Origin of the sequence: Rhizobium fabae (assembly GCF_003985135.1) — a bacterium.
GTDB classification, from domain to species: Bacteria; Pseudomonadota; Alphaproteobacteria; order Rhizobiales; family Rhizobiaceae; genus Rhizobium; species Rhizobium pisi.
The window spans coordinates 268,655-293,103 of record NZ_ML133650.1 but is presented as its reverse complement, the minus strand read 5'-3'; the positions used below and the strand labels follow the sequence as shown (position 1 = coordinate 293,103).

Genomic DNA, 24,449 nt, shown 5'->3' with positions numbered 1-24,449 from the left:
ATCCGAATTGCCTGCACGATTGGCAGCGGCGCTTGAAGGTTTCGATGAGTTATCCACGCAAAGATGTGAAGCAGATTTCCGAACTGGCGAACGGGCTGATCGATCCCGTCCTTGCCCGTCGCGCCGGCATCAACACCGCGCTGCTCGGCTCATGGAGCGAAATCGCCGGCGAGGATTTCGCCGATTGCACCCGGCCGGAAAAGATCGCCTGGGCACGTGGCGGCGATGAGGGCAGTTTCCGCCCCGGTGTTCTCACCATTGCCTGCGAGGGCGCTCGCGCGCTCTTCCTCACCCATGCCCAGGGTGAACTGATCCAGCGTATCAACAGCTTCTTCGGCTTTGCCGCCGTCCACCAGATCCGCATCGTCCAGAAGCCGGTCTCCCAGGCCGTACGACGCTCCCGTGCTCCCGTGCCGCTGAAGGGCGAGGCCGCCCGCAAACTTGAAGGCATGATGGAAGGCATCGAGGGCGACAAGCTGCGCCAGGCGATCCAGCGCCTGGGCACGGCGGTGATGGGCAAACGGGGACGATAAAGCGGCGCGCGCAAACATCCGACTTGATCGCCAACGCGGATTGACTGCAACCCCGTTCATCAAACTCGAGCCTCTTGATTCTTTGAATCGAAATCGATCCAAAGAGAAATATTTAGCGGTTCAAGGTGTTGCCGGATCTGACACCTCTGAAAACACCTGCGACGCTGGAGAGCAATTCCAGCGTCGCCGCTAAATCACACCCTTCTTCAGGATGAAATTTCCGTAAGGCCGTGTTTCGCCCGTCTGAACCACCGCGAAACAGGCTTCTGCCATCGGATAGTAGGCGAAGCGCTCGACGGGCTTGCTCTTGATGCTGCGCTTTTCGGCCGTCGCGCAAAGCAACTCCACGTCCGAATGAACGGGCAGCAATATCCCGGCCTGATCCGGATCCTCCATATGCATGAGCGGTTGCTCGACGAAATGATCGAGCGGCATGACCGCCAAAATCGCCGCTATGGTGTCTGAGGCGCTGGCCGCGTTCATCGATACGAGTTTGCCGCTGACGGTCTTTTTCGACACGCGGCACGCCGAGAAATTCTTGTCGACGATGGCGATCTCATCGCCGTGGCCCATCGCGCTCAATATCCACAAGAGATCCGGGCAAAGAATGCCGGGGATGTTTTTCAATGCCATGTTCATTCCTCCCTTTGCATCCGTATACCACCATAAATCATCGAAGAAAACGCTTGCGCAAACGTTTCGATAGCAATACATCTGTTTCCACCATTTCATTGGAGGATGAAATAGGTCGGTGACCGCCGAGGCTGGGGAGGCTTGTTCGGGGTCGGTTGAATCTTCGATTTTGTTCTGGGAGTTGACGCGGCGGTAGTCTGAAGCTGTGCGTCAGGCGTGACGGGGAGGTCTGCAATCATGGCGACAATCACTGACGTTGCACGCGCCGCCGGCGTCTCGGTCTCGACCGTGTCGCACGTCGTCAACGGCACCCGGCATGTGAACGAAGCGACGGCGGCGCTTGTCAAGAACGCGATCGAAAGCCTCGGATTCGTGCCGAACGCTGTGGCCCGCTCACTGGTGCGATCCTCGACCGACGCCGTGGGGATCGCGATCTCGATCAGCACCAATTACTATTTCAACGATATCGTGTCTTCTATCGAACGAGCCTGCGCGGCCATCGGCCAGCTGGTTTTTCTCTGCGATACGCAGAACGATCCGGAGACCGAACTGCGGCTGGTCCGCGAACTCGTCCAGCGGCGGGTGGATGGGGTGATCCTGGCTCCATCAGGCGATCCGGAAAACCGCGCCATCGACTATCTCAGATCGTCTCGCATGCCCTTCGTGCTCGTCGACCGTCTGACCGTTGACGATGCGGACGGGGTCTGCCTGGACAACGAGGCAGCGATGGAAACGCTGATCGACCACCTTGCGGGCCACGGTCATCGCCGTATCGGCCTCATCGCCGGTGAGCCGGGGCTGCGTTCCACGATCGAACGCGTGCGCGGATACGTCGGCGCCATGCGAAAGCACGGGCTCGAGATCGATCGCAGTTTGATGAGCGAAGGCAATGCGAACAGCGCGGATGCCCGTCAATCCGCGCTTGAGATCTTAAGCAGGGCGGACCGACCGACGGCAATCGCCTCGGGCAACAATCTTGCCACAATCGGCGTCATGCGCGCAGTGCGCGACCTTGGATTGCGCATCTCCGAGGATCTGGCGCTGATCGGCTTTGACGATTTCGACTGGGCCGATTGTTTCGAGCCGCGGCTGACCGTCATGGCGCAGCCGAGCGAGATGATCGGCATGCAGGCTGCGGAAATGCTGTCCAGGCGGATCAAATCGAGCACGGAGAATGTGCGGCAGGTCCGCCTGCCGGCAAAACTGGTAGTTCGCCGCTCCTGCGGCTGCGGAGGGCATTGAAATGACGTCGGCACTGGCTCTCGCTGGGATCACCAAATCCTTTCCGGGCGTGCGCGCCCTGCGGGGCGTGTCATTTTCTCTGCAGCCCGGAGAAATCAGGGCATTGGTGGGGGAGAACGGAGCCGGAAAATCGACGCTGATGAAGATCCTTTCCGGCGCCTATTCGGCCGACGAGGGGCGCATCGAGCTTTTCGGCGAAGAGGTCCTTGATCCGACGCCTGCAGGAATGATCGCGCGCGGTGTTGCCGTTATCTATCAGGAGCTGGCTCAAGCGCCGCACCTGACCGTCACCGAAAACGTTTTGATGGGGCGGTTGCCACGCAAGGGCGCCTTGATCGATTGGGGCGAAGCAAAGCGCCGGACGATCGAGGTTGTCGACCGGCTCGGTTTCGATGTCGATCCCACGGCTCGGATCGGAACGCTCTCCGTTGCGAAGCGGCAGATGGTCGAGATCGCCAAGGCGCTTGCTCGCAACGCGAAGATCATCGTTCTGGACGAGCCGTCGGCCGTGCTGGCGCAGGCGGAGATCGACCAGCTGTTCCGGGTTGTCAGGCAGCTGGCGCGCGAGAGCGGCGTAGCCTTCGTCTATATTTCGCATCGCCTGCGCGAAGTTTTTGAACTGAGCGACACGGTCACCGTTCTGCGTGATGGCACAGTCATCCACAACGGACCTTCCAACGGCCTGACGACGGATGATCTCATTCGCAGCATGGTGGGCCGGGAGGTGGGCGACGTCTTTCCCAAGCGCACGCCCCGGATCGGCGAGCAAGCCCTGTCCGCCAGGGGTATTTCGACGTCGGCGCTGCTCAAAGATGTCAGCATCCATGTTCGAAAGGGCGAGATCGTCGGTCTTTTCGGACTGGCGGGCGCCGGCCGCACGGAGCTTCTCCGCGCCATCTACGGCGCGGACCCGCGCGATGCCGGCGAGGTTAGCATCAACGGCGCGATGACCAGCATCGGTTCGCCGCGCGCGGGTATCAACAAGGGGCTCGGCCTCGTGCCGGAAGACCGCAAGACGGAGGGCCTCTTCCTGATACAGAGCGTCGGTTTCAACATCATGTCGGCCAGCCTCGCGCAGATCGTCCGTTTCGGGCTCTTGTCCCTTGGCCGCGAGCGCAAAATTGTGAGCGGTCTGATCGAGCGGCTGCGGATCAGGACGCCGAACGCCGCAGCGGCGGCGCAGAACCTTTCCGGCGGCAATCAGCAGAAATGCGTGCTGGCGAGGCTCGTCAGCGCCGGATGCGAAATCCTGTTGGCCGACGAGCCCACACGCGGTGTCGATGTCGGGGCCAAACGGGAGATCTACGATCTGCTGGTCGAACTGGCGGAAGCCCGCGGGCTGGCAATCGTCATCGCCTCTTCCGAATTGCCGGAAATCCTCGGTCTGTGCGACCGGCTCTACGTGTTGAGAGAGGGCGAGGTAACGGCTGAACTCGACGCACGCACCGCAACGGAAGAAGAAGTCATGCACTTTGCGGCGCTACATTAATGAGGGGACTATCATGAAAAAACTTCCGCGAGGGACGGGTCTTGCCGGTGCACTGATCGTACTGATCATAGCCGCCTCGCTGATCTCTCCTCATTTTCTCAATCCCATCAATATTCTGAATGTTCTGAGGCAGGTCGCGCTCTATGGGATCCTCGGCATCGGCATGACATTCGTGATCTTGACCAAGGGGATCGATCTTTCGGTGGGCTCGATCGTCGCGCTGGTCGGCGTCACCGGCGCTGTCCTGATGGAGCAGGGCATGCCCGTCCCCCTGATGGTGCTGATCTGTCTCTCCATTGGCGCCCTTGTTGGCTGCGTCAACGGCTTTGGCGTTTCTCATTTTCGCATTCCGGCCTTCATCATGACGCTAGGCTGCATGGTGATGGTGCGCGGCTTCGCGCTGATGATTGCCGATGGCGGGACCGTCAATCCGGGGAAGCTCGCCGACAGCTTCTTCGTCCTCGGCGGCGGTTACATGCTGGGCGTACCGACGCCGATCTACGTCTTTGCGATCGTCTGCATCATAGCGGCCGTCGTGCTCAGCTTCACGCCGTTCGGCCGGGCGATCTATGCGGTCGGCAGCAATGAGGAGGCGGCGAGGCTGTCCGGTATCAATGTGCCGCTCGTCATCTTCAGCGTCTACATCATCTGTGGCGTGCTGGCGGCGCTTTCCGGCCTGATTTTTCTGTCCCGACTTTCCGTTGGCGACCCGAATTCCGGCCTCGGCCTCGAACTGGAAGCGATCACGATCGCGGTGATCGGCGGCACATCGCTGTTCGGCGGCGAAGGCACGGTTCTCGGTACGGTCGGGGGCGCCATGGTGTTGGCCATCATCGCAAACATTCTCAATCTCGCAGGCGTTTCACCATTCTCACAACAGGTGGTGAAGGGCGCGATCATCGTTCTTGCCGTGCTGCTCGAAGCCGGAAGAAAACCACGCACCTAGCGTGTTCAACAGAGGGAGGACTTAAAATGCTCAACATCACCAGACGCATGCTCATTATCTCCGCCGGGCTCGCCACCGTCCTGACAGCGGCGCCCGCCTTTAGCGCGGACAAGATCGTCATCGGCTTCTCGCAGGCGAGTTCGAACTCGGCGCATCGCAACACGATGACCAAACGCAACCAAGCCTATGCCGCGGAGCACTTCAAGGATGTCGATCTGATCGTCACCAACGCGGAAGGCAAGTCCGCAAAGCAGATTTCGGATGTCGAAAGCCTGATGGTACAGGGCATGAAGGTTCTGATGATCTCGGCTCAGGATGGCGCCGCGATCGCTCCGACCGTCAAGCAGGTGCTGGCCGCCGGCATTCCGGTCATCACGCTCGAGCGCAGCCTCGATATTCCCGTTACGCTGCATGTCGGCCCGCATAACAAACCCATCGGCACGCTTGCAGGCAAGTACATAGCTGAAGCGCTGAAGGGCAAGGGCAATGTCGTGGAGATCAAGGGCGACCCGGCTGTCGCTCCCGCGGTTGAGCGCCATGAAGGTTTTGCCGAAGCCATCGCCGGCACCGATATCAAGGTGATCGCAGAAACCCACGCCGACTGGGATCAGGAAAAGGCGTTGAAGTTCATGGAAGATACGCTTCAGCGTTTCCCGCCCGGGCAGATCCAGGCCGTCTACGCCCACAACGACAACATGGCGTTTGGTGCGCTGCGGGCGATCCAGGCTGCCGGCCGTGACAAGGAAGGCATCCTCATCATCGGCATCGACGGCGAGAATGCTGCCATCCGTGCCGTTGCCAAGGGCGACCTGACCGCGACCTTCACCTATTCCACCGTCGCGCCTGAAGGCGTCATCGCCGCACACGCGCTTGCCACCAACGACACGGCAGCATTGGAGAAGCTCGGAACTTTGACGAAGAAGGACGACGGCTCGATGGAAATCGAGATTGCGTCGAAGATGATCACCAAGGAAAATGCCGCCGAGTTCTTCTGCAAGGGCTTCGGCGACGACCCCGAATGCAAATGATCAGGTAGACTTCGAAGTCCGGCGCGACAACAGAAGCGCCGGACTTTGGTTCAAGCCGCCGGTCGACGGGTCGAGCAGCCGAACTTCAGTTAAAAAAGCTTGAGCATAAAGCCTGTCTTGAACTCTGTCGCGAGCGTATTACACTGTAATCACTTGATGGGAGTGACAGGAATGCGTAGCAGCAAACCCATTACGGTTACGCTCGGCAGCCAGCAGAAAAGCTTGGAAGCACGGCTGCAATCGGGCGCCTATAGTTCGGCGAGCGAGGTCATCCGCGCAGCATTGCGCGCGCTCGACCGGGAAGAGGATGCTATCGACGAAATCATGCGTCGGAAAATCCGCGAGGCGATCAACGATCCGGGCTCGGATATTGATGCCGATGTAGTCTTCGAGCGGCTCGAACATCTGCATGCCGAGCGGATGAAGGCTGAGGGCGGTGGTGCCTAAGGTCGTATTTCGCCCCAGGGCGGAGAAAGATCTGCTCGATAGCTACGAATTCATTGCCGCGGACAATCCTGCAGCGGCGATGGAGTTCATCCGCAGGCTGAGGCAGTTCGCTCATGGCCTGGAAGACATGCCGGAAAGGGGAATGCAGCGCGAGGATTTTGCGTCAGGTGTTCGCATTCTGGTTTTCGAGCGGCGCGTGACCATCGCCTACCGGGTCGTGAACGATCGGGTGCAGATATTGAGGCTGTTCTATGCCGGCCGGAACACGCCCTCGGCATTCCTTGGAAACTGAGAATCGTTCATTTCGGGCGCAGCGCTCGCTTTCGGTCCCATCACGGTCACAATTCTTTGAAGGAAGTTGGTGAACCGTGGCTTGTGAGCGGCCGTCAGCCGTTATATCGCACAGTCATGCCGTCACTCTCATTACTTATGGGGAACCCATGCAGATGTCCGAAATGCAACTGACGAAACGCCGCCTTCTCGGTGGTATCGCCATCGCCGCAGCTGCCGCAGCGCTTGTCGCCTGCAATGACAGCAAGGACGCTGCCGATGCTTCGTCCTCCGGCAAGACCATGGCTGACGGCACCAATGTCGACACCATCCAGACGGCGGCGATGTCTTCGACCGAAATCCCGAAGCCCGATGGCGATGTCGACATGGCTGAGGTGCTGAAGCCCGGCGCGCTGCCGGAAATGGCGCTCGGCAAGGCTGACGCCCCGGTCAAGATCGTCGAATACATGTCGATGACCTGCCCGCATTGCGCTCATTTCCACAACACTACCTTCGACGCCATCAAGCAGAAGTATGTCGACAGCGGCAAGGTGCAGTTCATCATCCGGGAATTCCCCTTCGATCCGCGCGCGGCCGCCGCCTTCATGCTTGCCCGCTGCAGCGCCTCCAATCCGGAGCAGTTGAGCACGCCGGAACAGTATTTCCCGATGGTCTCCATGCTCTTCAAGCAGCAGCAGGTCTGGGCTGCCGCCGACGATGGCCGGGCCGCACTGCTGCAGATGTCGAAGCTTGCCGGATTTACTGAGGATAGCTTCACGAAATGCTTGACGAACCAGAAGCTTCTGGATGAAGTGAACGCCACGCGGGAAAGAGGTTCCAAGGATTTCGGCGTCAACGCCACGCCGACTTTCCTCATCAATGGCAAGCGCTACTCTGGAGACATGCCGGTTGAAACCATGTCGGCGCTCATCGACAGCCTGCTCTGAACCGGACCGTTTCGAAATGACGGGCGACGGTGAAAGCCGTGCGCCCGTTTTTTTGTGGCTGCGTGACAAGCCCGCAGAGCGCTGCGGAGCTTCTGCATGAAGTTCAACAAGCTGCGCCTGGTCGGCTTCAAATCCTTCGTCGAGCCGACGGAATTCATCATCGAGCGGGGGCTGACCGGCGTCGTCGGGCCGAACGGCTGCGGCAAGTCCAACCTCGTCGAAGCGCTGCGCTGGGTGATGGGCGAGAATTCCTACAAGAATATGCGCGCCTCCGGCATGGACGACGTGATCTTCTCGGGCTCGGGAAACCGCCCGGCGCGAAACACCGCCGAAGTGGCGCTCTATCTCGACAATGGCGAGCGCACCGCGCCTGCGGCCTTCAATGACAGCGATGAGATCCAGGTTACCCGCCGCATCGAGCGCGAGCAGGGCTCTCTCTATCGCATCAACGGCAAGGAAAGCCGCGCCAAGGATGTGCAACTGCTCTTTGCCGACGCCTCCACCGGCGCGCGTTCGCCCTCCATGGTCGGGCAGGGCCGCATCGGCGAGCTCATTCAGGCAAAGCCGCAGGCCCGCCGTCAGCTGCTAGAAGAGGCGGCCGGCATTTCAGGCCTGCATTCGCGCCGCCACGAGGCCGAACTGCGGCTGCGTGCCGCCGAAGGCAATCTGGAACGTCTCGACGACGTCACCTCGCAGCTCGAAAGCCAGATCGAGAGCCTGAAGCGGCAGGCCCGGCAGGCAAACCGCTTCAAGACGCTGTCTGCCGATATCCGCGCCCGCGAGGCCATGCTGCTGCATATCCGCTGGGTGCAGGCCAAGGAAGCCGAGGCCGAGGCCGACAGCGCGCTCAACCAGGCGACCGTCATCGTCGCCGAAAAGGCGCAGCTGCAGATGGAGGCGGCCAAGAACCAGGGCATCGCCAGCCTGAAGCTGCCGGAACTGCGCGAAGGCGAGGCGCGTGCCGCCGCCGCTCTGCAGCGCCTGCAGATCGCCAGAAGCCAGCTGGAGGAAGATGCCGGCCGCATCCTGCGCCGCCGCGACGAGCTGACCCGCCGCCTTGCTCAGCTTGCGGAGGATATTCGCCGTGAGGAACGGCTGGTGGCCGACAATGCGGTCATCCTTGCAAGGCTCGACGCAGAAGAAGCCGAGATTTCGGAAATCCTCGCCGATTCCGGCCGTTATGCCGAGGAAACCCGCGAGGCCTTCGAGGGCGCGGCGGCCAAACTTGCCGACAGCGAGCGCATCTTTACTGCATTGACGGCCGAGCGTGCCGAGGCGGCTGCCGGCCGCAACCAGCTGGAGCGCGCCATCCGCGATCTCACTGATCGCCGGATGCGCCTCGAGCGCCAGATGGACGAGGCCAACCACGAGCTATCGGCCATCGGTGAGAAGATCGCCGGCCTGCCCGATCCCGACGAGAAACGCGCCGTGGTCGAGGCCGGCGAGATCGCGCTTGCCGACGCCGAGGCCGCCGTCCAGGCAGTCGAACAGGCGCTGACTGCAGCCCGCCAGACCGAGGCGCTGTCGCGTGCGCCTGTCGATCAGGCCCGTTCCGCGCTGAATGCGCTGGAGACGGAGGCTCGCACCATTTCCCGCATGCTCGCAGCCGGTGCCGCGGCCGGAAAATTTCCACCGGTTGCCGACGAGCTGAAGGTCGATCGCGGCTTTGAAACCGCGCTCGGTGCCGCGCTTGGCGACGATCTGGAATCGCCGCTCGATGCCGAGGCACCGGCCTATTGGTCGGACAATGGCGATGGCGCCGCCGATCCGACATTGCCGTCCGGTGCTGCGCCGCTGCTTGATCATGTCCGCGCCCCCGCCGCACTGACTCGTCGCCTGCGCCAGATCGGCCTGGTCGCCGAGGGCGATGCAGCACGACTGATGGTAGCGCTGAAGCCCGGCCAGCGGCTGGTGACGAAAGAGGGCGTCGTCTATCGCTGGGACGGCCATGTCACCGGCGCCGACGCGCCGAGTGCCGCGGCCTTGCGCCTTGCCCAGAAGAACCGACTGGCCGAGCTCGAAGGTGAAACTATCCTCGCCCGCGACGTTTTCGCTGAAGCCGAGGAGCGGCAGGCAGCCGCCGCCGAAGCGATCGGCGCCGAGGAGCGACGGCTTGCCGAGGCGCGCGATATGAGCCGCCTGTCGGCTCGTCATCTCGCCGAAGCGCGCGAGGTGCTTCTCGCTGCCGAGCGTGCCTCCGGCGAGCTGATCCGCCGCCGCGATATCGTGAGCGAAGCGGCCAGCCAGCTGCGCGCGCAGCTGGAGGAAATCGCCGTCCAAGAAGAGAATGCCCGCATAGAGCTCGAGGACGCGCCTGATCTCACCGCAATCGACGAGCGGCTCCGTTTCCAGCAGGCGGAAGTTGCGACCGATCGCGGCGCGCTCGCCGAAAGCCGGGCGCGCCATGAAAGCCTGGCCAGGGAAAACGAGGCCCGGCAGCGGCGCATCGTTGCGATCGCGCAGGAGCGCGAGACTTGGCGCCAGCGGGCGGCAAGCGGCGAAGATCATGTCGCGACGCTCCGCGAGCGCGAGGAGGAGGCGCGCGACGAGGCCGCTGAGCTCGAAATGGCGCCGGATGAATTCGACGACAAGCGCCGTGCCCTGCTCAATGAATTGCAGAAGGCCGAGGAGGCGCGCCGCCATGCCAGCGATCTCCTGGCTGAGGCCGAACGCATCCAGCGCGAAGCCGACCACAAGGCGACAACGGCGCTGTCGGAACTTGCCGAATGCCGGGAACGCCGTGGCCGCGCCGAGGAGCGCCTTGTCTCCGCCCGTGAGAAGCGCCAGGAAAGCGAAGGCCGCATCCGTGAAGTCCTGAACGTCGCGCCGCACGAAGCGCTGCAGCTGACCGGTCGCCCGACCATGCAGGCTCTTCCCGATCCGCGCGAAGTCGAGCGCGAACTGGAGCGTCTGAGGATCGAGCGCGAGCGGCTCGGCGCCGTCAACCTGCGCGCCGACGAGGAACAGAAGGAGCTGAGCGAGAAGCTCGAGGCGCTGATCAAGGAGCGCGATGACGTCATCGACGCGATCCGCAAGCTGCGCGGCGCCATCCAGAGCCTCAACCGCGAGGGCCGCGAACGCCTGATCGCCGCCTTCGACATCGTCAACGCCCAGTTCCAGCGGCTGTTCACCCATCTTTTCGGCGGCGGCACGGCCGAGCTTCAGCTGATCGAATCCGACGATCCATTGGAAGCCGGCCTGGAAATCCTCGCCCGCCCGCCGGGCAAGAAGCCGCAGACCATGACACTGCTATCCGGCGGCGAACAGGCGTTGACGGCAATGGCGCTGATCTTCGCCGTCTTCCTCACCAATCCGGCGCCGATCTGCGTGCTCGACGAAGTGGACGCGCCGCTCGACGACCACAATGTCGAGCGCTACTGCAATCTGATGGACGAGATGGCGGCATCCACCGAAACCCGTTTCGTCATCATCACCCACAATCCGATCACCATGGCCCGCATGAACCGCCTCTTCGGTGTCACCATGGCCGAGCAAGGCGTCTCCCAGCTCGTCTCGGTCGATCTCCAGACGGCCGAGCGCCTGCGCGAAATTGCCTGAAGCAATTCCGGCAAAGTGGCTGGTGAGGCAGCGTCCTAGGGTTGCGTGAAGAAAATAGTGCAAGCCCATGGCGGTTTTCCGGGAATTGCGTAAAATCAAAGGACGGAGCAATTTCAGCGAAGCTGGCGAGCGGTCTTGCGTCCGGAAATTGCGGAAAATCAAAAGACTGGCAATAAACACCAAAAAAGGTCGGCTCTTGGACGGCCTGTACCCCATTTGGGTGATGCTCTTTGCGATGACTTGCATTAGAAGTTGTTTCAACGCAACCTGATATTTTTGCTGAAAAGCGGGCAGTCAGCGGTGCGCATATCGAATTGGCGATGCGGTGTTCCGGGCAGAGGGCAAGTGCCGGAATGCTGAGGCGTTGAGGGACCCCCCGTCCGGTTTTCCTGGCCGGACGGAAACAAGGCTTTGCGGGACATTGTTGCAGTCCCGCAAAGCTTTTTTTATGCCTTGCGATGTTTCAATCGTTTCGACGGCCGGTCGCACTGAGATTTATTGTGCGGCGCAACATTTTGCCGCATTTGTCGATTTTCATTTCAACACCAAGGGATTAAGCTAATCCCCGATTTGGTGTTGGGGGGAAGATGACCAAGTGGGTCTATACGTTTGGCGACGGGCAGGCTGAGGGCCGGGCGCGCGATCAGGAGATTCTGGGGGGCAAGGGCGCTAATCTCGCTGAAATGTGCAGCCTGGGGCTTCCGGTGCCGCCGGGGCTGACGATCGTCAGCGATGCCTGCCATACCTATTACAAGAACGGCCGCCATATCGAAGATGGGCTGAAGGCGCAGGTGCGCTCCGGCATTTCGGCGATCGAGGCGATCACCGGCCGACATTTCGGTTCCGTCAGCCAGCCGCTGCTGCTCTCGGTGCGCTCCGGTGCCCGGGTCTCCATGCCTGGCATGATGGATACGGTGCTCAATCTCGGCCTCAACGACGAGACGGTGCAGGCGCTGGGCCATGATGCCGGCGATGCGCGCTTTGCCTGGGACAGCTACCGCCGCTTCATCCAGATGTATGCCGATGTCGTCATGGGTCTCGGCAACGACGCCTTCGAGGAGATACTGGAAGACGAGAAGGCCAAGCTGGGCCACGAATTCGATACCGATCTTAGCGCCTCCGAATGGCAGCATATCGTCTTTCTCTACAAGCGCCTGATCGAGGAGGAGCTGAATCAGGAGTTCCCGCAGGATCCCGAAGTTCAGCTCTGGGGCGCCGTCGGCGCCGTCTTTTCCAGCTGGATGAGCGCGCGCGCCGTTACCTACCGACAGCTTCACAATATTCCGGAGGGATGGGGTACGGCGGTCAACATTCAGGCCATGGTTTTCGGCAATCTCGGCAATGCCTCGGCGACCGGCGTCGCCTTCACTCGCAACCCCTCGACCGGCGAGAAGGCGCTTTACGGCGAATTCCTCGTCAATGCCCAGGGCGAGGATGTTGTGGCCGGCATCCGAACGCCGCAAAGCATCACCGAGGAGGGGCGGATTTCCTCCGGCTCCGAAAAGCCTTCGATGGAAAAGCTAATGCCGGAGGCGTTCCACGAGCTTCTTCGCATCTGCACCGAGCTCGAGATCCATTACCGCGACATGCAGGATATCGAATTCACCATCGAGCGCGGCAGGCTGTGGATGCTGCAGACCCGTTCGGGCAAGCGCTCCACCCGGGCGGCGATGAAGATCGCCGTCGACATGGTCGATGAGGGAGTGATCACCGAGGACGAGGCAGTGCTGCGCATCGAGCCATCGAGCCTCGACCAGCTGTTGCATCCGACGATCGATCCGCGCGTCACCCGCCAGGTGATCGGCACTGGGCTCCCGGCTTCGCCGGGCGCCGCGACCGGCGCCATCGTCTTCACCGCAGAAGAGGCCGTCGAGGCGGAAGCCGAAGGCCGCAAGGTCATCCTGCTCAGGGTCGAGACCAGCCCCGAGGATATTCACGGCATGCATGCCGCCGAAGGCATTCTGACGACGCGCGGCGGCATGACCAGCCATGCGGCGGTCGTCGCCCGCGGCATGGGCATCCCCTGCGTCGTCGGCGCCGGCACCATGCGCATCGATCAACGCAACGAGCGGCTGCTTGGCGTCGGCGTTACCCTCAAGAAGGGCGATATCATCACCATCGACGGTTCGGCCGGTCAGGTGCTGAAGGGCGAGGTGCCGATGATCCAGCCGGAATTGTCGGGTGATTTCGGCCGCATCATGGGTTGGGCCGATCGCGCCCGGCGCATGACGGTGCGCACCAACGCCGACACGCCGGCCGATGCGCGCGCTGCGCGTTCCTTCGGCGCCGAGGGCATTGGCCTTTGCCGCACCGAGCACATGTTCTTCGAGGGCGAGCGCATCCATGTCATGCGCGAGATGATCCTTGCCGAGGACGAGAAGGGCAGGCGGGTGGCGCTCGACAAGCTGCTGCCGATGCAGCGGCTCGATTTCACCGGCCTCTTCACCGTCATGCACGGCCTGCCGGTGACGATCCGCCTGCTCGATCCGCCGCTGCACGAATTCCTGCCGAAGACCGACGACGAGGTCGCCGAAGTCGCTTTTGCCATGGGCATGGAGGCGACAGTGCTTCGCCAGCGCGTCGATGCGCTGCATGAGTTCAACCCCATGCTCGGCCATCGCGGCTGTCGTCTGGCGATCTCCTACCCTGAGATCGTCGAGATGCAGGCCCGCGCCATCTTCGAGGCGGCGGTCGCCGCAGCGCAGGAGACAGGGGCGGCGGTCGTGCCGGAGATCATGGTGCCGCTCGTTGGCCTCCGCTCCGAACTCGATTACGTCAAGGCGCGCATCGACGCCGTTGCCGGCAATGTCATGAGCGAGGCCGGTATGAAGATCGATTATCTCGTCGGCACCATGATCGAGCTGCCGCGTGCCGCCCTGCGCGCCCATGTGATTGCCGAAGCCGCCGAATTCTTCTCCTTCGGCACCAACGACTTGACGCAGACCACCTTCGGCATCTCGCGCGACGATGCTTCCGCCTTCATCCCCACCTATCAGCGCAAGGGCATTATTGAGCACGATCCCTTCATCTCGCTCGATTTCGACGGTGTCGGCGAATTGATCAGCATCGCCGCAGAACGCGGCCGGCGCACCCGCAACGACATGAAGCTCGGCATCTGCGGCGAACATGGCGGCGACCCGGCCTCGATCCGCTTCTGCGAGAAGATCGGGCTCGATTATGTCTCCTGCTCGCCGTTCCGCGTGCCGATCGCCAGGCTCGCGGCGGCGCAGGCAGTTATCTCAGGCGGTCTTTAAAAACGCCGGCGAGGTCTTTGACGGGGAGCCCAGAAGACGGCTGCGGCATTCAGTGATGATACCGCCAGCGATCGCGATAGACGTACGGACCATTGTTGAGATCCCAGGCCATGCTGTCCATCAGCTCCGCGCTCTGCGCTCGCGATTCGGCCCGCCTGTCGAGATCGATGCGCTGCAGGCAGGTGGCAAAGCCATCCGTGCCGCGCCGGAAGCCGTAACTCAAGCAGCGCTGCTCATCCGCCGCCCGCCGCTCCTCCGGCGTCATCGTCTGGCAGGCGGAGAGCCCGGCGATGATGGTGGTCATGACGGTGATGAGAAGAGGATAGCGCATTGGTTCATTCCTTGAGGCAGGCTCGCTCCGAGCAAAGTCCATTCGGGTGAGGCCGTCAAGCCACCCTTGGCCTAGGAGATCGCCGCGAGACCTGCTCCTCATCCGGCTGCCGCCACCTTCTCCCCGCCCGCGGGGAGAAGGTGATATGCCGCGACCCCTCCGATCCCATCTGCGCTCTCGGGACGGGGTCCGAAGGACGGCTCGACCCCGGTAGGTTAGGGTGAGGGGCAGTTGTTGCCCAAGCGGGCGATGACGTCCTACGCCGCCCCGGCCGGATCTCCAATCGGCAGCAGCGCCGGATCAAGCGGCGGATCCTCCGGGTTCTTCGTATCGGCCGGATCCTGCGCCGGCGTCAGTGGCGGTTTTTCCTGGACGCGATCGGGAATACCGGGTGTCGGCGTCGGGCCGCGTGGCGTATCGGCATTCGGGATCGGCATTGGGTCTCTACTGGGCATGATCGCCTCCTTTGAAAAAGGAACGGCATCGCCAGCACTTGGTTCCACTTCCGTCGCAGGGCATTCCTCTGTATGAGGAAGTCTTGCAAAAAACTGGAACGAGCATGGCCATTCGCGATCGATTTTCGAAAAAACTGAGCTGTCCGCAATGCGGCAATGAGGGCTTTGCCGAAGCCTCGGAAGTGGATGATCCCAAGCGCAAGCACCCGGATTTCAAGGTCGATCAGCTGCCGCGCGGCTTTGGCGTGCAGCGGCCCGCCAATCACCAGGAAAATTTCATGATCAAGTGCGAGTGCGGGCGCAAGTTCCCCTTCCGCAGCGTCGCGGAAGCCGGGGCCGAGCGCCGGTAGCGGAAAAGCGGACGTTGCGATTAAAAGTGCCAAGCCGACATTTTCAGTGAGATGTCAGATCTCCCATCCCGGCATTGTTAGGTAGACGCATGAGCAAGCTAACGGACGTTCCCCTCGTGGGTGGTCGAACCAATCCTGAGGTAGTTCAAAGGGGCAACAGAGTTCATCGATCCAGGCACATAAATTCAGAGTTCGTGCGGCTCCTTCTGACGCATTTCCAGCGGGTGGGATTTCACGCTGTACCTCGCAGCTTCGGCATGGACGAGCTCGGTCGTGATGTATTCGAATTTGTTGAAGGAGATGTGCCAACTGATCTGACCTATCATTCACGACGCTTCGGAAGGATTGTTGAGCGCACAGGTACACGAAGCTGGGTTTGAGGTGGTCTACCACAATGATCTTTCGCCCTGCAACTTCGTGTTCCGGCAGCAAATCCCGGTCGCCATAATTGATTTTGATGCAGCCTCCTTCGGCCGTCGCGTGTACGACCTGGGATATGCCGCATGGCTTTGGTTGCAAATTGGCGACGAGGAAATTTCACCGCGTGAGCAGGTTCGACGGCTAGCGTTGTTTGCAAACGCATACGGGGAGTTGGAATGCTCGGCAATTGTTGAGGCGATGTTGGTTCGCCAGACCATCATTATCCAGCAAGGAAGGCGTGTTGCCAACAATGCTATGGCGGAATGGGCGCAGGCTGCGAGAATCTGGACGCTCAGAGAACTGGCTGTTTAGCGGGAATGCGGCGCGCCTTTCTATCGTGCGGCCAACTGGCGATGAGGATCTTGTCGCTTCACAATGAGAAGCGAAAACAGGAACTGCACCTGCCGTTTCAGGGGCCGCCCATCCTCAAATCTCAGATCCGCTCCAGCAATTCGATGAAGGCATCGGCAAAACGCACCAGGGGCGCGGTTTCTTCATCGGGCGCCTGCATGCGGATTTCAGTGCCGTTATCGTCAAGCAGCGCCAGCACGACGCGCATCTCCTGGGCGCCAGCCGGAATGCGCAGCACGGCGATGCGGCGGCAATCCTGGACGAGGCCGGCGGCCGGCAGGTCGAACAGCAGTTCGCCGCCGGAGCGTTCCGCTGCCCGGCGCACCGCCTCGCAGAAACCGGCATCGCCGCCCGCGTAACCTTCGAGCGAAAGTTCGAGCTCGAGCAGCTCCATCGGCAGCATCGGTTCGGACTGGTCGATTCCGCCAAGCGCAGACGCCTGCGGCATTGCTGCTATGTCGGGTGAAATCATCCCGTCTCTCCTGTCTCTATGTCGGAGATGAAACCGCGCCAGAATGACCTTTTTTTGGCATATCAGCAAGGTCTTATGAAGTGGCGTTCCTCTTCGTCGTGGATTCCAACGCATTGCTTCAGACAAGAGTTTCAATTTAGACGAATCTTGCACTAAACAGGGTGATAGCGATTTGCGTGGTTGAGGACGTGGGCGCTGACGAGCAACCGGTAAGTTTGATGGCCATCCGCTTCGACCGTCCCGTTTCCAGCGCCGCCCGCTTTTCGCGGCTGCTCGGGGCGTTTTCCCTGGTTCTGGCGCTGGCGGTGATGATCGCCCACCGCTTCGGCGGGCTCGCCACACCCTATCTGGTGCTGCTGCTGATTGCGGCTGCCGGCTGTGCGCTTCTCGCTGCCCTGCTGGCGGCGGTCGGGCTGCGCAGCCTCTGGATGACAGGCGCCGAAGGCGGACTGGCGGCGCTGGCCGCGCTGATCTATGCCGCCTTTCCGCTGGCGCTCGGCGCCTTTGCTACCGAGCACTATCTCACCCTGCCTGCGATCTACGACGTCTCCACCGATCCAGTCTCCGCCCCGGACTGGCTTTCGCCGCCCAAGTCAGACCAGATCTGGCTGAAGCGCAACGTGCAGGTGACGCCTGAGGATCGCGAAAAGCAGATGGTTGCCTATCCCGAGCTGACCGGCCGGCGTTATGAGGGTGCGCTCGACCGCGTGCTGGAAGCAGTGCGCAAGGTCGCCAAGCAGAGCGGCATTACGATCACGAGGAGCAGCGGCGACACCGAGCCGGGCCGCGAGCCCGAAGACAAGCCGGTCAAGCCGCCGCAGCCGGGCGACGATGCCGTGGCCGATGCGCCCGATATCATCCCCGTGCCAACGCCGCGCCCTTATGACGATGATGTCGCCAAGCTCATCCGCGGCGCCAATGGCGTAACGCTGCAGGGCACCACCCGCACGCTGATCCTCGGCCTGCGCTTCGATATTCTCATCCGCCTGCGCGAAGAGGCCGAAACCACCTTCGTCGACATCCGCGTCGCCTCCCGCTACGGCCAGCACGACCTCGGCTTCAGCGCCGAAATCGCCGACGATTATCTGAAAGCGCTGGATGCCGAACTCTTGGGAATTGCGGGTGGGTGAGCCGCGGTGCCGCCAAAGGCGGCAGCAATCGATCCAGTGAATCGATTGCAGTGGCGAACGCCCTGAGCCAAAGCGAAGGGCCGGGATACGGTGCGGCAAACTCGACCACCTTATACCGTTTCAACGGAGGAGAGGGGGCTGCTATGGAAAGCGAGGTCCCCGGCCGAGGAACTCGTCGAGACTTGCCCCTCATCCGCCTGCCGGCACCTTCTCCCCGCACGCGGGGCGAAGGGGGATGCCGCGCCCTCTCCATTCCGCGCAGCCTCTCGCAGGGCACGTCCCCTCGCCCCGCGAGCGGGGAGAGGGTTAGAGTGAGAGCGCAACTATCCGAGCGAACCGACGGTCATCACCGCAGTCCCTTCACCCCTCCACCACCAACCACCCCGTATACCGCACCACCAACCCCGTCAGCCGCCCGCCGATCTCGACATGAAAGCAGAACCGCCCATCCCGCTCCTCCTCATAGGTATCCCCACCCGGTGCCAGAAACATCGGTAGCGGAATCCCTAAAAACCGCCATCCCCGCACGACGAGCCGCAGCCTCTGCCCATCCGGCGTCAGTGCCATCAGCACCCGGAACGGCCCGAAAACCTCGGTGAGCAGATGCCGGTCGCGGTCCTGCCCCTCGACTTGCCAGCTGCGGAAGGGCTTGCCGCCGAAATCCCGGGTCCAGATCTCCTTGTTTCCATCGATAGCGAAACGCACCGTGACCGGCACATCCTCGCCCGCCGGGGGAAAGCCGATGACACGCGCGACGATCCCGGCCAGAAGCCCGCCGCCGCGCTCGACCTGCGCGCGGCCGGAGGCAACGCGCGCGCCGCCCGCATGCATTGCGGCGATAGCAGGCGGCAGCCGCTCCCAGGCGGTGCCGAGGATCTGCCGGTAGAGCGGCAGGCGAGCCTCCTCGCATTCCATCCTGATGCCTGATGTGATCGAAAAACGCCGGAAAGCCGCCTCGAAATCCGCAAGCTGCAATTCCCCCGCCGCCGGCCGCGCGCCATTCTCCGGCTGCACGCCGGATAGCAGCCGGCGCACCAGCGCCTCTACGCCGATGACGGGAATGAACGGCCCGTCATCACCTTCGGCAATCAGATGCCAGCCTGATGTTAGCCGTCTTCCCTCGTGATCGAGGCCGCCGACGCGGACGAACATGCCGCCGCGATGTTCGCCGATCGCGAAGCTATGGCTGGCACGCTGTAGCAGCCGCGAAAGCGGCAGCAGCGACGGCAGGAGCCGGAAGCGGACGAGCCTTGCCGCGAGGCTGAGCAGCCGCTGCAGCGGCTGTGGTTCCGTGCCGACGCCGGTGAAACTGGATTTGAGATCGGCAAGGTTCTGCGGCAGCAGAGCCAGGTCAGGCGCATCGACCAGCAGGAATTTCCGGCTGCGCAGCGGCGTAACCCCCGGCGGCGCCACCGTCACCCGCATCGCATCGATCAGCCCGCGTCCGGAGGCCGGCCGCCCATTTCGCAGCACCGCCACCGGCTTGCCGGCATAGGTGGCGATTGCCCTCACAACATTGAGCCCGATCCCCACATGCGGCGAGGGGGCAATGCCGGCCGCGACATTGTCGATCCGGGAGAAATGCGGCGCCATCGCATCGAGTGCTGCGAAGGAGAGGGCGGGCAGGCTGCTGAGCCCCGAGAGCGCGAAGGTGCCCTTGGCCTTGGCGCTAGCATCGAGCCCACCGATGCCGGCGACGAAGCCGGTACTGTCGGCGATATCGGCATAATCGATGCCGAGGCCGATGCAGGCCTCGACCACCTTATAGGCATCCTTCCCGAAGGTCTGAAACGGCCCCGAGGCATCGACGACGAGATCCGGCCTCAGCCGCGTCAGTTGTTCGATGAGATCGCCGTCGCGATCGAAGGCCACTGCCTGCACCATCGCGCCGAGATTGTTGCTTCCCAGGCCCTCAGCTCCATCTTTCGGCGTCCGGAGATCTGCAACGAAATCGTCAGCCTTTTCAAGCGAGCGCCCCGCAACCAGCAGCCTGAGCCTGGGTTGATCGCCAAGCAGCCGGGCAAGCCGCCCGCCAAAAGTGCCGTAGCCGCCGATGATGAGCAGCGAAAACCGGTCGCCGCTCATGCGATGAAGCGGCGTCGCTGCTCCGGCGACGGCACCATGCAGCTCTGCCGGCCGGCAATCTTCAGCCTGTTGCGGGCGATGAATTCATAGAGCGCATCGGCCACCCGCCGTGGCAGCAGCCGGAAAAGCTTGACCAGCGAATAGGGAAAGCCGAGGCCCGCCACCATGCGGATCGAGCCGTCGGAATTGAAGAAGGCGCGGCCGTTTTCGATCAGGATATTGGTCTCGTAGTCGCGCGCGTGGAGCCCGTAATGCCGGTAGAGCGCCTCGCCGAGCGGCGTCTGCGCCGCGAGGAAGCGGTATTGCTGCCGCTTGTCATGCTTCAGCGCGAATTTCACCCAGCCGGAGCAGAACACGCATTCGCCATCGAAGACGATGAGCGGCCGGTCATCGGCAAAGGCGGGCACATCAGGATCGTCGCGATAGCTGTAATCGGCTCGAGGCGCCATCCTTATCTCCCTGTCACCGGCCGGTAGAGGGCGGCAAGCGAAGGCGGCCCATCCGCCGCAATCTCGCCCCGCTCCAACAGGTCCTCAATATGGGCGAGCACGGAAAGCGCCGCCGCCCCATGCAGCTTCGGATCGGTATCGCGATAGATCACCTTCACCATCTCGGCAATCCGCCCATCGCCGGCCCGCACACGCTCCAGTACCGCCTGCTCGCGCTTCAGCCGGTGCGCCTTCAGCGCCCGCAGGAATCCGGCCGGCTTTGTCACCGGCCCGCCATGGCCGGGAAGCAATAGGCGGTCCTCTCGCTCGATCAGCCGGTCGAGCGAAACCATGTAATCCGCCATCGAACCATCCGGGGGCGCCACAATCGAGGTCGACCAGGCCATAACGTGATCGCCGGAAAAGAGGAGATCGCGCCCTTCGAGCGCAAAGGCGGCATGATTGGCCGTATGCCCCGGCGTCAGCACCGCCGTCAGCGCCCAGCCATCGCCCGATAGGGTCTCACCGTCACCGATCGCGATGTCGGGCACGAATTCCATATCCGAACTTTCGGAAAAGGGATTGACCTCGCCCTCCCGCAGCGGCCGCGCCGGCCGGTGCGGCCCTTGCCCCACAGTCACCGCACCAGTCGCCGCCTGCATCCGCCGGGCAAGCGGCGAGTGGTCGCGATGCGTGTGGCTGACGAAGATATGCGTCACCTCGCGTCCGCCAAGGGCTGCCATCAGCGCCTGAAAGTGCGCCTCGTCCTCTGGCCCGGGATCGATGACCGCGACGGAGGAGGAGCCGACGATATAGCTGTTGGTGCCGAAAAAGGTGAAAGGCCCCGGATTGTTCACCGTCACCCGCTCGACCCCTGAGGTAACCGGCACGGCTTGCCCATAGGCCGGCTCGAAAGCGAGGTCGAATGCGGGACTGTCCATGAAGGAATGATCTCAGGCCGATGACGTCGCCCATTCCTAGCACGACCTACGGCACCGCGCAGCGCATAAATCTGCCGTAGGATAAACTTAGTCATTGTGACAGACGGAGAGCTTTGCTAATCAGGCGTCGATTTGAGCAAGCGGTTTCCGCTCAAGCTCTGGTGGGGCGTAGCCAAGCGGTAAGGCAGCGGTTTTTGGTACCGCCATCCCCTGGTTCGAATCCAGGCGCCCCAGCCAGCGATTGCGGCTTAAACTGTTACCCTGAATATCCCTACGCCAGATTGCAACCCATAGGGATTTTCCGATTCGAGCGGTGAGCTTATTGGCTTCTCGGTCGACAATGAGCCGGAGCCTCACGCAGGCTGCGCGATTGTTCAAGGAACGCCTGCTGACAAACATTAGACGGGAAGGCGGCAACGCCCGCTAGCCTGGTCTTGCGCTTTGCCGGCGCTCCGCAAACAAACGAATGCCCGTTAACTCGGCGAGCTTCTCTATCAACTCATCCTGAAACCCAGTATCGGTAACCTCAGGCGAAGCCTCGCGCTGATGTCGATGGTACCAATACTGGCCGCTGACTTTGGTGAGTTCGGCATCGCTTGCCGCGAGCCATGTCTGGGTGAGGTGCCCCATTTCGAGGTCATCGGGCGCACCGGCGCCGCCCATCTTCGTCGGCACCCAGCCGGGGTCCACGGCGTTGCTGAGAACATCCGGCCAATGGCGGGCGATGGCGGCGGCGAGGGTGGCGATGTAGAGCTTGCTTTCCGAATAGGCCTGGCTGGCGTTCCACGGCCGCTTCTTCCAGTCGATATCGTCAAGGGCGCTGCCGCCGCTGCGGTGCATGCCGCTGCTGAGATAGACCAGGCGGTCGGGACGCGCGATCCAGGCGGTGAGCAGATAGGGGGCAAGTACATTCACCGCCAGGGTCTTTGCGTGGCCTTCCGGCGTTTCGCCCCGGCTGCGCTCAAGGTAGACGCCGGCATTGTGGATGACGGCGTCCATGCGCCCGATGGCGTTGACGTGATTGGCGATCGATCGCGTTTCCGTGGCGCTGGCGAGATCGCCGATGACGACGCCGAGGGCGGTGGGCGAAATCTCGGCGAGGGCGGAGGCGCGCTCCCTGGAGCGGGCGTGCAGCACGACGTCGTGGCCCTCCTTCATGAGGGTGCGTGCTGCGGCAAGACCGAGGCCATCGGTGGAACCGGTGATGAATATACGGCTCATGGGGTCTCCATTCGCGATGGCGTGGAGGGCATAGAGTGCTTGGCCATGGGTCCTCGGGTCAAGCCCGACGATGACGGAGTGTGGGGTGGAGCTTCGGCGAAAATGCCAGCGCTATCCCCCCAACGCCCCATCACCTTCTCCGCTCCGCCCCCGCCGCAATCGTCTGCACCAACTCATCCACCTCCCTTGCCAACCTCTCCAGCGGCAATCCCACAAAGCGCCCCTCCAAACTGATGCTGATCACCCCATGCACCGCGCCAAAAAGCGTGCGCGCCCGAATAGCCCTGTCCTCCGCAGACATACCCGGCTGGAGTTCGGCCAGCGGTTCGGCGATCACGTCCATCAGGAAGAGGTGTTCGTCGAGATGCCATTGCGGGGTCGGGCTGGTTTCGGGTGGGGCGTGGTCGAACAAGGCCTTCCAGAGGTTTCGGTGTTCGACGGCGAAGCTTAGGTATCCCTGCGCCAGGTTGCGCAGCCGGTCGGTCGGCGGTCTGTCTTTGGTTTTATCAAGCGTCAGCTTTGCCTCCAGCGCCTTCAGCGTTCCGGAGTTGACGTGGATGACGAGCTCGGAAAGGTCTGAAAAGACCGTGTAGAGGCCGCCCAGCGCGCAGCCGGCGTCCTGGGTGATGTCGCGGGCTCTGAGATTTGCCAGCCCGTCTCTGGCGATCCGCTCGCGGGCGGCCTCGATCAGCCGGGCCTTCAGGTCTTCGCGTTTTTCTTCTCGTCTGCCGGCCATTAACCATTCCACTTCGATTTTCTGAACGTCGTTCAAAAATTATCTTGAACGACGTTCATGATTCTGGCATAAGTCATCTCGTGAACAACGTTCATAAACCGGAGGAAGGAAATGTTCAAACTGATTTCCATTTTGTTGCGGGGCAGGGCGCATGATGCCGAACAGGCCTTCGCCGATCGCAACGCCGTGCCGCTGCTTGCCCAGCAGATCCGCGATGCCGCCCAATCGATCCAGTCGGCCCGCCGCAGCGTCGCGGTCGCCATCGCCCAGAACGAACAGGAAAAGGTGCAGCACGGGGCGATCGTCACCCGCATCGCCGATTTGGAGACCCGCGCCACCGCAGCGCTTGCGAAGGGCAATGAGGGCCTGGCCCGCGAGGCGGCCGAGGCGATCGCCTTTCTCGAAGCCGAGCGGGATGCATCTGAAAAGGCGCAGGCGCAGTTCACCCAGGCGATCGACAAGCTGAAGGGCATCGTCCGCGCGTCCGAGGCGCGGCTGCGGGAGCTGCAGCGCGGCGAGCGGCTCGCTCGCGCGACTGAGGAGGCGCAGAAGCTCGATGTCGCCGTCGCCGGTCCAGGCTTTGCGACGCTCGACGATGCCGAGGAGACCTTGGCGCGCCTTCGCCTGCGCCAGAGCCAGAATGAACTGACGGCCGCAGCCCTGAAAGACATGGAAGGCGCCATCCGACCGGCCGGCATTATCGAAAAGCTTGCCAATGCCGGCTTCGGCGCGCCGCTGCGCTCATCCGCCGATGATGTGCTGGCGCGGCTGAAGAGCCGCATCACGCCCGCCGCTTGAAATTGCATCCATCGACCATTCATCCATCGAACCATAGGGACCACTGATATGAACGACAGTTTCCAGAAACATTCCGCAAGCTGGGTCAGCTTCTCCTACATCTCCTTCGGCGCGGCCGCCTTCATGCTGGCGCTTGGCCTCTATATGATGCCGCTCGATCTCTGGGGCAAAGGCTATCTCGCCATGGGCATTCTGATGCTGGTGCAGACCACGGTGAACATCACCAAGACGCTGCGCGACAATGCCGAATCCGAGAAGCTGATCCGCAAGGTGGAAGATGCCCGCACCGAGAAACTCCTGGTCAAGTTCAATCGTAACGATGCAGATTGATCTTCCTTAACCACAGCGCAGAGTTGTTATCGCATTCAACTTTTGCGTAACAAC

Annotated in this window: 25 protein-coding genes and 1 tRNA gene; 16 read left to right on the top strand and 10 right to left on the bottom strand. The window is 62.3% G+C overall.

Translation table 11 applies throughout. The features are described 5' to 3' along the window. The first annotated feature begins 44 nt into the window (after nucleotides 1–44). On the top strand, nucleotides 45–533 hold the full coding sequence (locus EFB14_RS14970; RefSeq protein WP_126826436.1) for a DUF721 domain-containing protein: 489 nt from the start codon (nucleotides 45–47) through the stop codon (nucleotides 531–533). Between the two features lie 189 nt (nucleotides 534–722). On the opposite strand, the gene EFB14_RS14965 is transcribed toward EFB14_RS14970, so the two are convergent. After that, the gene (locus tag EFB14_RS14965; protein ID WP_126826670.1) at nucleotides 723–1,166 is read right to left on the bottom strand and encodes an RbsD/FucU family protein; all 444 of its coding nucleotides are present in this window, start codon (nucleotides 1,164–1,166) and stop codon (nucleotides 723–725) included. Nucleotides 1,167–1,403: 237 nt separating this feature from the next. Here EFB14_RS14965 and EFB14_RS14960 point away from each other — a divergent pair, with 237 nt between their 5' ends. The 9 genes from EFB14_RS14960 (at nucleotide 1,404) to ppdK (ending at nucleotide 14,347) form a co-directional block, all read left to right on the top strand. Further along, complete coding sequence (locus tag EFB14_RS14960) at nucleotides 1,404–2,408, top strand: LacI family DNA-binding transcriptional regulator (protein WP_126826433.1); 1,005 nt, start codon at nucleotides 1,404–1,406, stop codon at nucleotides 2,406–2,408. Nucleotide 2,409: 1 nt separating this feature from the next. Continuing rightward, on the top strand, nucleotides 2,410–3,897 hold the full coding sequence (locus tag EFB14_RS14955; RefSeq protein WP_126826430.1) for a sugar ABC transporter ATP-binding protein: 1,488 nt from the start codon (nucleotides 2,410–2,412) through the stop codon (nucleotides 3,895–3,897). A 13-nt stretch (nucleotides 3,898–3,910) separates the two neighbouring features. Continuing rightward, a complete protein-coding gene (locus EFB14_RS14950) occupies nucleotides 3,911–4,843 on the top strand; it encodes an ABC transporter permease (RefSeq protein WP_164737533.1) in 933 nt (310 codons plus the stop codon). Nucleotides 4,844–4,869: 26 nt separating this feature from the next. Next, nucleotides 4,870–5,871 carry a substrate-binding domain-containing protein gene (locus EFB14_RS14945; RefSeq protein WP_126826427.1) on the top strand — a complete coding sequence of 334 codons (1,002 nt, stop codon included), beginning with the start codon at nucleotides 4,870–4,872 and terminating at the stop codon, nucleotides 5,869–5,871. Between the two features lie 171 nt (nucleotides 5,872–6,042). Next, a complete protein-coding gene (locus EFB14_RS14940; RefSeq protein ID WP_126826424.1) occupies nucleotides 6,043–6,318 on the top strand; it encodes a type II toxin-antitoxin system ParD family antitoxin in 276 nt (91 codons plus the stop codon). Beyond that, nucleotides 6,311–6,610, top strand: a complete 300-nt coding sequence (locus tag EFB14_RS14935; RefSeq protein ID WP_245438248.1) for a type II toxin-antitoxin system RelE/ParE family toxin — start codon at nucleotides 6,311–6,313, stop codon at nucleotides 6,608–6,610. The genes EFB14_RS14940 and EFB14_RS14935 overlap by 8 nt, the downstream gene beginning before the upstream one ends. Nucleotides 6,611–6,764: 154 nt before the next feature. Continuing rightward, the gene (locus tag EFB14_RS14930) at nucleotides 6,765–7,535 is read left to right on the top strand and encodes a DsbA family protein (protein ID WP_376772342.1); all 771 of its coding nucleotides are present in this window, start codon (nucleotides 6,765–6,767) and stop codon (nucleotides 7,533–7,535) included. Between the two features lie 96 nt (nucleotides 7,536–7,631). Then, complete coding sequence (locus EFB14_RS14925) at nucleotides 7,632–11,093, top strand: chromosome segregation SMC family protein (protein ID WP_125844024.1); 3,462 nt, start codon at nucleotides 7,632–7,634, stop codon at nucleotides 11,091–11,093. Nucleotides 11,094–11,680: 587 nt separating this feature from the next. Beyond that, entirely contained in the window at nucleotides 11,681–14,347 is a 2,667-nt protein-coding gene (gene ppdK, locus EFB14_RS14920) for a pyruvate, phosphate dikinase (protein ID WP_125844025.1), read from the top strand. A gap of 49 nt (nucleotides 14,348–14,396) precedes the next feature. Here ppdK and EFB14_RS14915 read toward each other — a convergent pair whose 3' ends face one another. Continuing rightward, nucleotides 14,397–14,678: a hypothetical protein gene (locus tag EFB14_RS14915; RefSeq protein WP_125844026.1), complete on the bottom strand. Its 282-nt coding sequence runs from the start codon at nucleotides 14,676–14,678 to the stop codon at nucleotides 14,397–14,399. Between the two features lie 257 nt (nucleotides 14,679–14,935). Further along, on the bottom strand, nucleotides 14,936–15,133 hold the full coding sequence (locus EFB14_RS14910) for a hypothetical protein (protein ID WP_125844027.1): 198 nt from the start codon (nucleotides 15,131–15,133) through the stop codon (nucleotides 14,936–14,938). A gap of 104 nt (nucleotides 15,134–15,237) precedes the next feature. On the opposite strand from EFB14_RS14910, the gene EFB14_RS14905 reads away from it, so the two are divergent. Further along, nucleotides 15,238–15,483 carry a hypothetical protein gene (locus EFB14_RS14905; protein WP_126826415.1) on the top strand — a complete coding sequence of 82 codons (246 nt, stop codon included), beginning with the start codon at nucleotides 15,238–15,240 and terminating at the stop codon, nucleotides 15,481–15,483. A gap of 185 nt (nucleotides 15,484–15,668) precedes the next feature. Here EFB14_RS14905 and EFB14_RS32905 read toward each other — a convergent pair whose 3' ends face one another. Beyond that, entirely contained in the window at nucleotides 15,669–15,809 is a 141-nt protein-coding gene (locus EFB14_RS32905; protein WP_164737532.1) for a hypothetical protein, read from the bottom strand. Between the two features lie 22 nt (nucleotides 15,810–15,831). Between EFB14_RS32905 and EFB14_RS14900 the strand changes: the two genes are divergently transcribed. Continuing rightward, nucleotides 15,832–16,215, top strand: coding sequence for a phosphotransferase (locus EFB14_RS14900; protein WP_164737531.1), 384 nt, complete (start codon nucleotides 15,832–15,834; stop codon nucleotides 16,213–16,215). A gap of 121 nt (nucleotides 16,216–16,336) precedes the next feature. Here EFB14_RS14900 and EFB14_RS14895 read toward each other — a convergent pair whose 3' ends face one another. Further along, nucleotides 16,337–16,726: a hypothetical protein gene (locus EFB14_RS14895; RefSeq protein ID WP_126826408.1), complete on the bottom strand. Its 390-nt coding sequence runs from the start codon at nucleotides 16,724–16,726 to the stop codon at nucleotides 16,337–16,339. Between the two features lie 218 nt (nucleotides 16,727–16,944). Between EFB14_RS14895 and EFB14_RS14890 the strand changes: the two genes are divergently transcribed. Then, nucleotides 16,945–17,856, top strand: a complete 912-nt coding sequence (locus EFB14_RS14890; RefSeq protein ID WP_125844031.1) for a DUF1499 domain-containing protein — start codon at nucleotides 16,945–16,947, stop codon at nucleotides 17,854–17,856. Nucleotides 17,857–18,216: 360 nt separating this feature from the next. Here EFB14_RS14890 and EFB14_RS14880 read toward each other — a convergent pair whose 3' ends face one another. From EFB14_RS14880 to EFB14_RS14870, 3 genes are read right to left on the bottom strand one after another with little or no spacing between them, the layout of a single operon-like run. Beyond that, entirely contained in the window at nucleotides 18,217–19,941 is a 1,725-nt protein-coding gene (locus tag EFB14_RS14880) for a saccharopine dehydrogenase family protein (RefSeq protein ID WP_126826403.1), read from the bottom strand. Next, on the bottom strand, nucleotides 19,938–20,390 hold the full coding sequence (locus tag EFB14_RS14875; RefSeq protein ID WP_126826400.1) for a thiol-disulfide oxidoreductase DCC family protein: 453 nt from the start codon (nucleotides 20,388–20,390) through the stop codon (nucleotides 19,938–19,940). The genes EFB14_RS14880 and EFB14_RS14875 overlap by 4 nt, the downstream gene beginning before the upstream one ends. A 2-nt stretch (nucleotides 20,391–20,392) precedes the next feature. After that, complete coding sequence (locus tag EFB14_RS14870; protein ID WP_126826397.1) at nucleotides 20,393–21,310, bottom strand: MBL fold metallo-hydrolase; 918 nt, start codon at nucleotides 21,308–21,310, stop codon at nucleotides 20,393–20,395. Between the two features lie 162 nt (nucleotides 21,311–21,472). Between EFB14_RS14870 and EFB14_RS14865 the strand changes: the two genes are divergently transcribed. Further along, a tRNA-Gln gene (locus EFB14_RS14865) sits at nucleotides 21,473–21,547 on the top strand. 186 nt (nucleotides 21,548–21,733) lie between these two features. Here EFB14_RS14865 and EFB14_RS14860 read toward each other — a convergent pair. Then, nucleotides 21,734–22,531, bottom strand: coding sequence for an SDR family NAD(P)-dependent oxidoreductase (locus tag EFB14_RS14860; protein ID WP_126826394.1), 798 nt, complete (start codon nucleotides 22,529–22,531; stop codon nucleotides 21,734–21,736). A gap of 130 nt (nucleotides 22,532–22,661) precedes the next feature. Further along, entirely contained in the window at nucleotides 22,662–23,267 is a 606-nt protein-coding gene (locus EFB14_RS14855) for a TetR/AcrR family transcriptional regulator (RefSeq protein ID WP_126826664.1), read from the bottom strand. A 111-nt stretch (nucleotides 23,268–23,378) separates the two neighbouring features. On the opposite strand from EFB14_RS14855, the gene EFB14_RS14850 reads away from it, so the two are divergent. Together EFB14_RS14850 and EFB14_RS14845 are read left to right on the top strand one after the other, a co-directional pair. After that, nucleotides 23,379–24,065 carry a PspA/IM30 family protein gene (locus EFB14_RS14850; RefSeq protein ID WP_126826390.1) on the top strand — a complete coding sequence of 229 codons (687 nt, stop codon included), beginning with the start codon at nucleotides 23,379–23,381 and terminating at the stop codon, nucleotides 24,063–24,065. Nucleotides 24,066–24,113: 48 nt separating this feature from the next. Next, nucleotides 24,114–24,395 (top strand): YiaA/YiaB family inner membrane protein, encoded by a 282-nt coding sequence (locus tag EFB14_RS14845; RefSeq protein WP_125844050.1) that lies wholly within the window; start codon nucleotides 24,114–24,116, stop codon nucleotides 24,393–24,395. Nucleotides 24,396–24,449: the final 54 nt, after the last annotated feature.

What these genes read in the sequence shown, in the direction of transcription:
- EFB14_RS14970 (WP_126826436.1), top strand. Translation starts at nt 45, where the DNA reads ATGAGTTATCCACGCAAAGATGTGAAGCAGATTTCCGAACTGGCGAAC.
- EFB14_RS14965 (WP_126826670.1), bottom strand. Translation starts at nt 1,166, where the DNA reads ATGGCATTGAAAAACATCCCCGGCATTCTTTGCCCGGATCTCTTGTGG.
- EFB14_RS14960 (WP_126826433.1), top strand. Translation starts at nt 1,404, where the DNA reads ATGGCGACAATCACTGACGTTGCACGCGCCGCCGGCGTCTCGGTCTCG.
- EFB14_RS14955 (WP_126826430.1), top strand. Translation starts at nt 2,410, where the DNA reads ATGACGTCGGCACTGGCTCTCGCTGGGATCACCAAATCCTTTCCGGGC.
- EFB14_RS14950 (WP_164737533.1), top strand. Translation starts at nt 3,911, where the DNA reads ATGAAAAAACTTCCGCGAGGGACGGGTCTTGCCGGTGCACTGATCGTA.
- EFB14_RS14945 (WP_126826427.1), top strand. Translation starts at nt 4,870, where the DNA reads ATGCTCAACATCACCAGACGCATGCTCATTATCTCCGCCGGGCTCGCC.
- EFB14_RS14940 (WP_126826424.1), top strand. Translation starts at nt 6,043, where the DNA reads ATGCGTAGCAGCAAACCCATTACGGTTACGCTCGGCAGCCAGCAGAAA.
- EFB14_RS14930 (WP_376772342.1), top strand. Translation starts at nt 6,765, where the DNA reads ATGTCCGAAATGCAACTGACGAAACGCCGCCTTCTCGGTGGTATCGCC.
- EFB14_RS14925 (WP_125844024.1), top strand. Translation starts at nt 7,632, where the DNA reads ATGAAGTTCAACAAGCTGCGCCTGGTCGGCTTCAAATCCTTCGTCGAG.
- ppdK (WP_125844025.1), top strand. Translation starts at nt 11,681, where the DNA reads ATGACCAAGTGGGTCTATACGTTTGGCGACGGGCAGGCTGAGGGCCGG.
- EFB14_RS14915 (WP_125844026.1), bottom strand. Translation starts at nt 14,678, where the DNA reads ATGCGCTATCCTCTTCTCATCACCGTCATGACCACCATCATCGCCGGG.
- EFB14_RS14910 (WP_125844027.1), bottom strand. Translation starts at nt 15,133, where the DNA reads ATGCCCAGTAGAGACCCAATGCCGATCCCGAATGCCGATACGCCACGC.
- EFB14_RS14905 (WP_126826415.1), top strand. Translation starts at nt 15,238, where the DNA reads ATGGCCATTCGCGATCGATTTTCGAAAAAACTGAGCTGTCCGCAATGC.
- EFB14_RS32905 (WP_164737532.1), bottom strand. Translation starts at nt 15,809, where the DNA reads ATGATAGGTCAGATCAGTTGGCACATCTCCTTCAACAAATTCGAATAC.
- EFB14_RS14895 (WP_126826408.1), bottom strand. Translation starts at nt 16,726, where the DNA reads ATGATTTCACCCGACATAGCAGCAATGCCGCAGGCGTCTGCGCTTGGC.
- EFB14_RS14890 (WP_125844031.1), top strand. Translation starts at nt 16,945, where the DNA reads ATGGCCATCCGCTTCGACCGTCCCGTTTCCAGCGCCGCCCGCTTTTCG.
- EFB14_RS14880 (WP_126826403.1), bottom strand. Translation starts at nt 19,941, where the DNA reads ATGAGCGGCGACCGGTTTTCGCTGCTCATCATCGGCGGCTACGGCACT.
- EFB14_RS14875 (WP_126826400.1), bottom strand. Translation starts at nt 20,390, where the DNA reads ATGGCGCCTCGAGCCGATTACAGCTATCGCGACGATCCTGATGTGCCC.
- EFB14_RS14870 (WP_126826397.1), bottom strand. Translation starts at nt 21,310, where the DNA reads ATGGACAGTCCCGCATTCGACCTCGCTTTCGAGCCGGCCTATGGGCAA.
- EFB14_RS14860 (WP_126826394.1), bottom strand. Translation starts at nt 22,531, where the DNA reads ATGAGCCGTATATTCATCACCGGTTCCACCGATGGCCTCGGTCTTGCC.
- EFB14_RS14855 (WP_126826664.1), bottom strand. Translation starts at nt 23,267, where the DNA reads ATGGCCGGCAGACGAGAAGAAAAACGCGAAGACCTGAAGGCCCGGCTG.
- EFB14_RS14850 (WP_126826390.1), top strand. Translation starts at nt 23,379, where the DNA reads ATGTTCAAACTGATTTCCATTTTGTTGCGGGGCAGGGCGCATGATGCC.
- EFB14_RS14845 (WP_125844050.1), top strand. Translation starts at nt 24,114, where the DNA reads ATGAACGACAGTTTCCAGAAACATTCCGCAAGCTGGGTCAGCTTCTCC.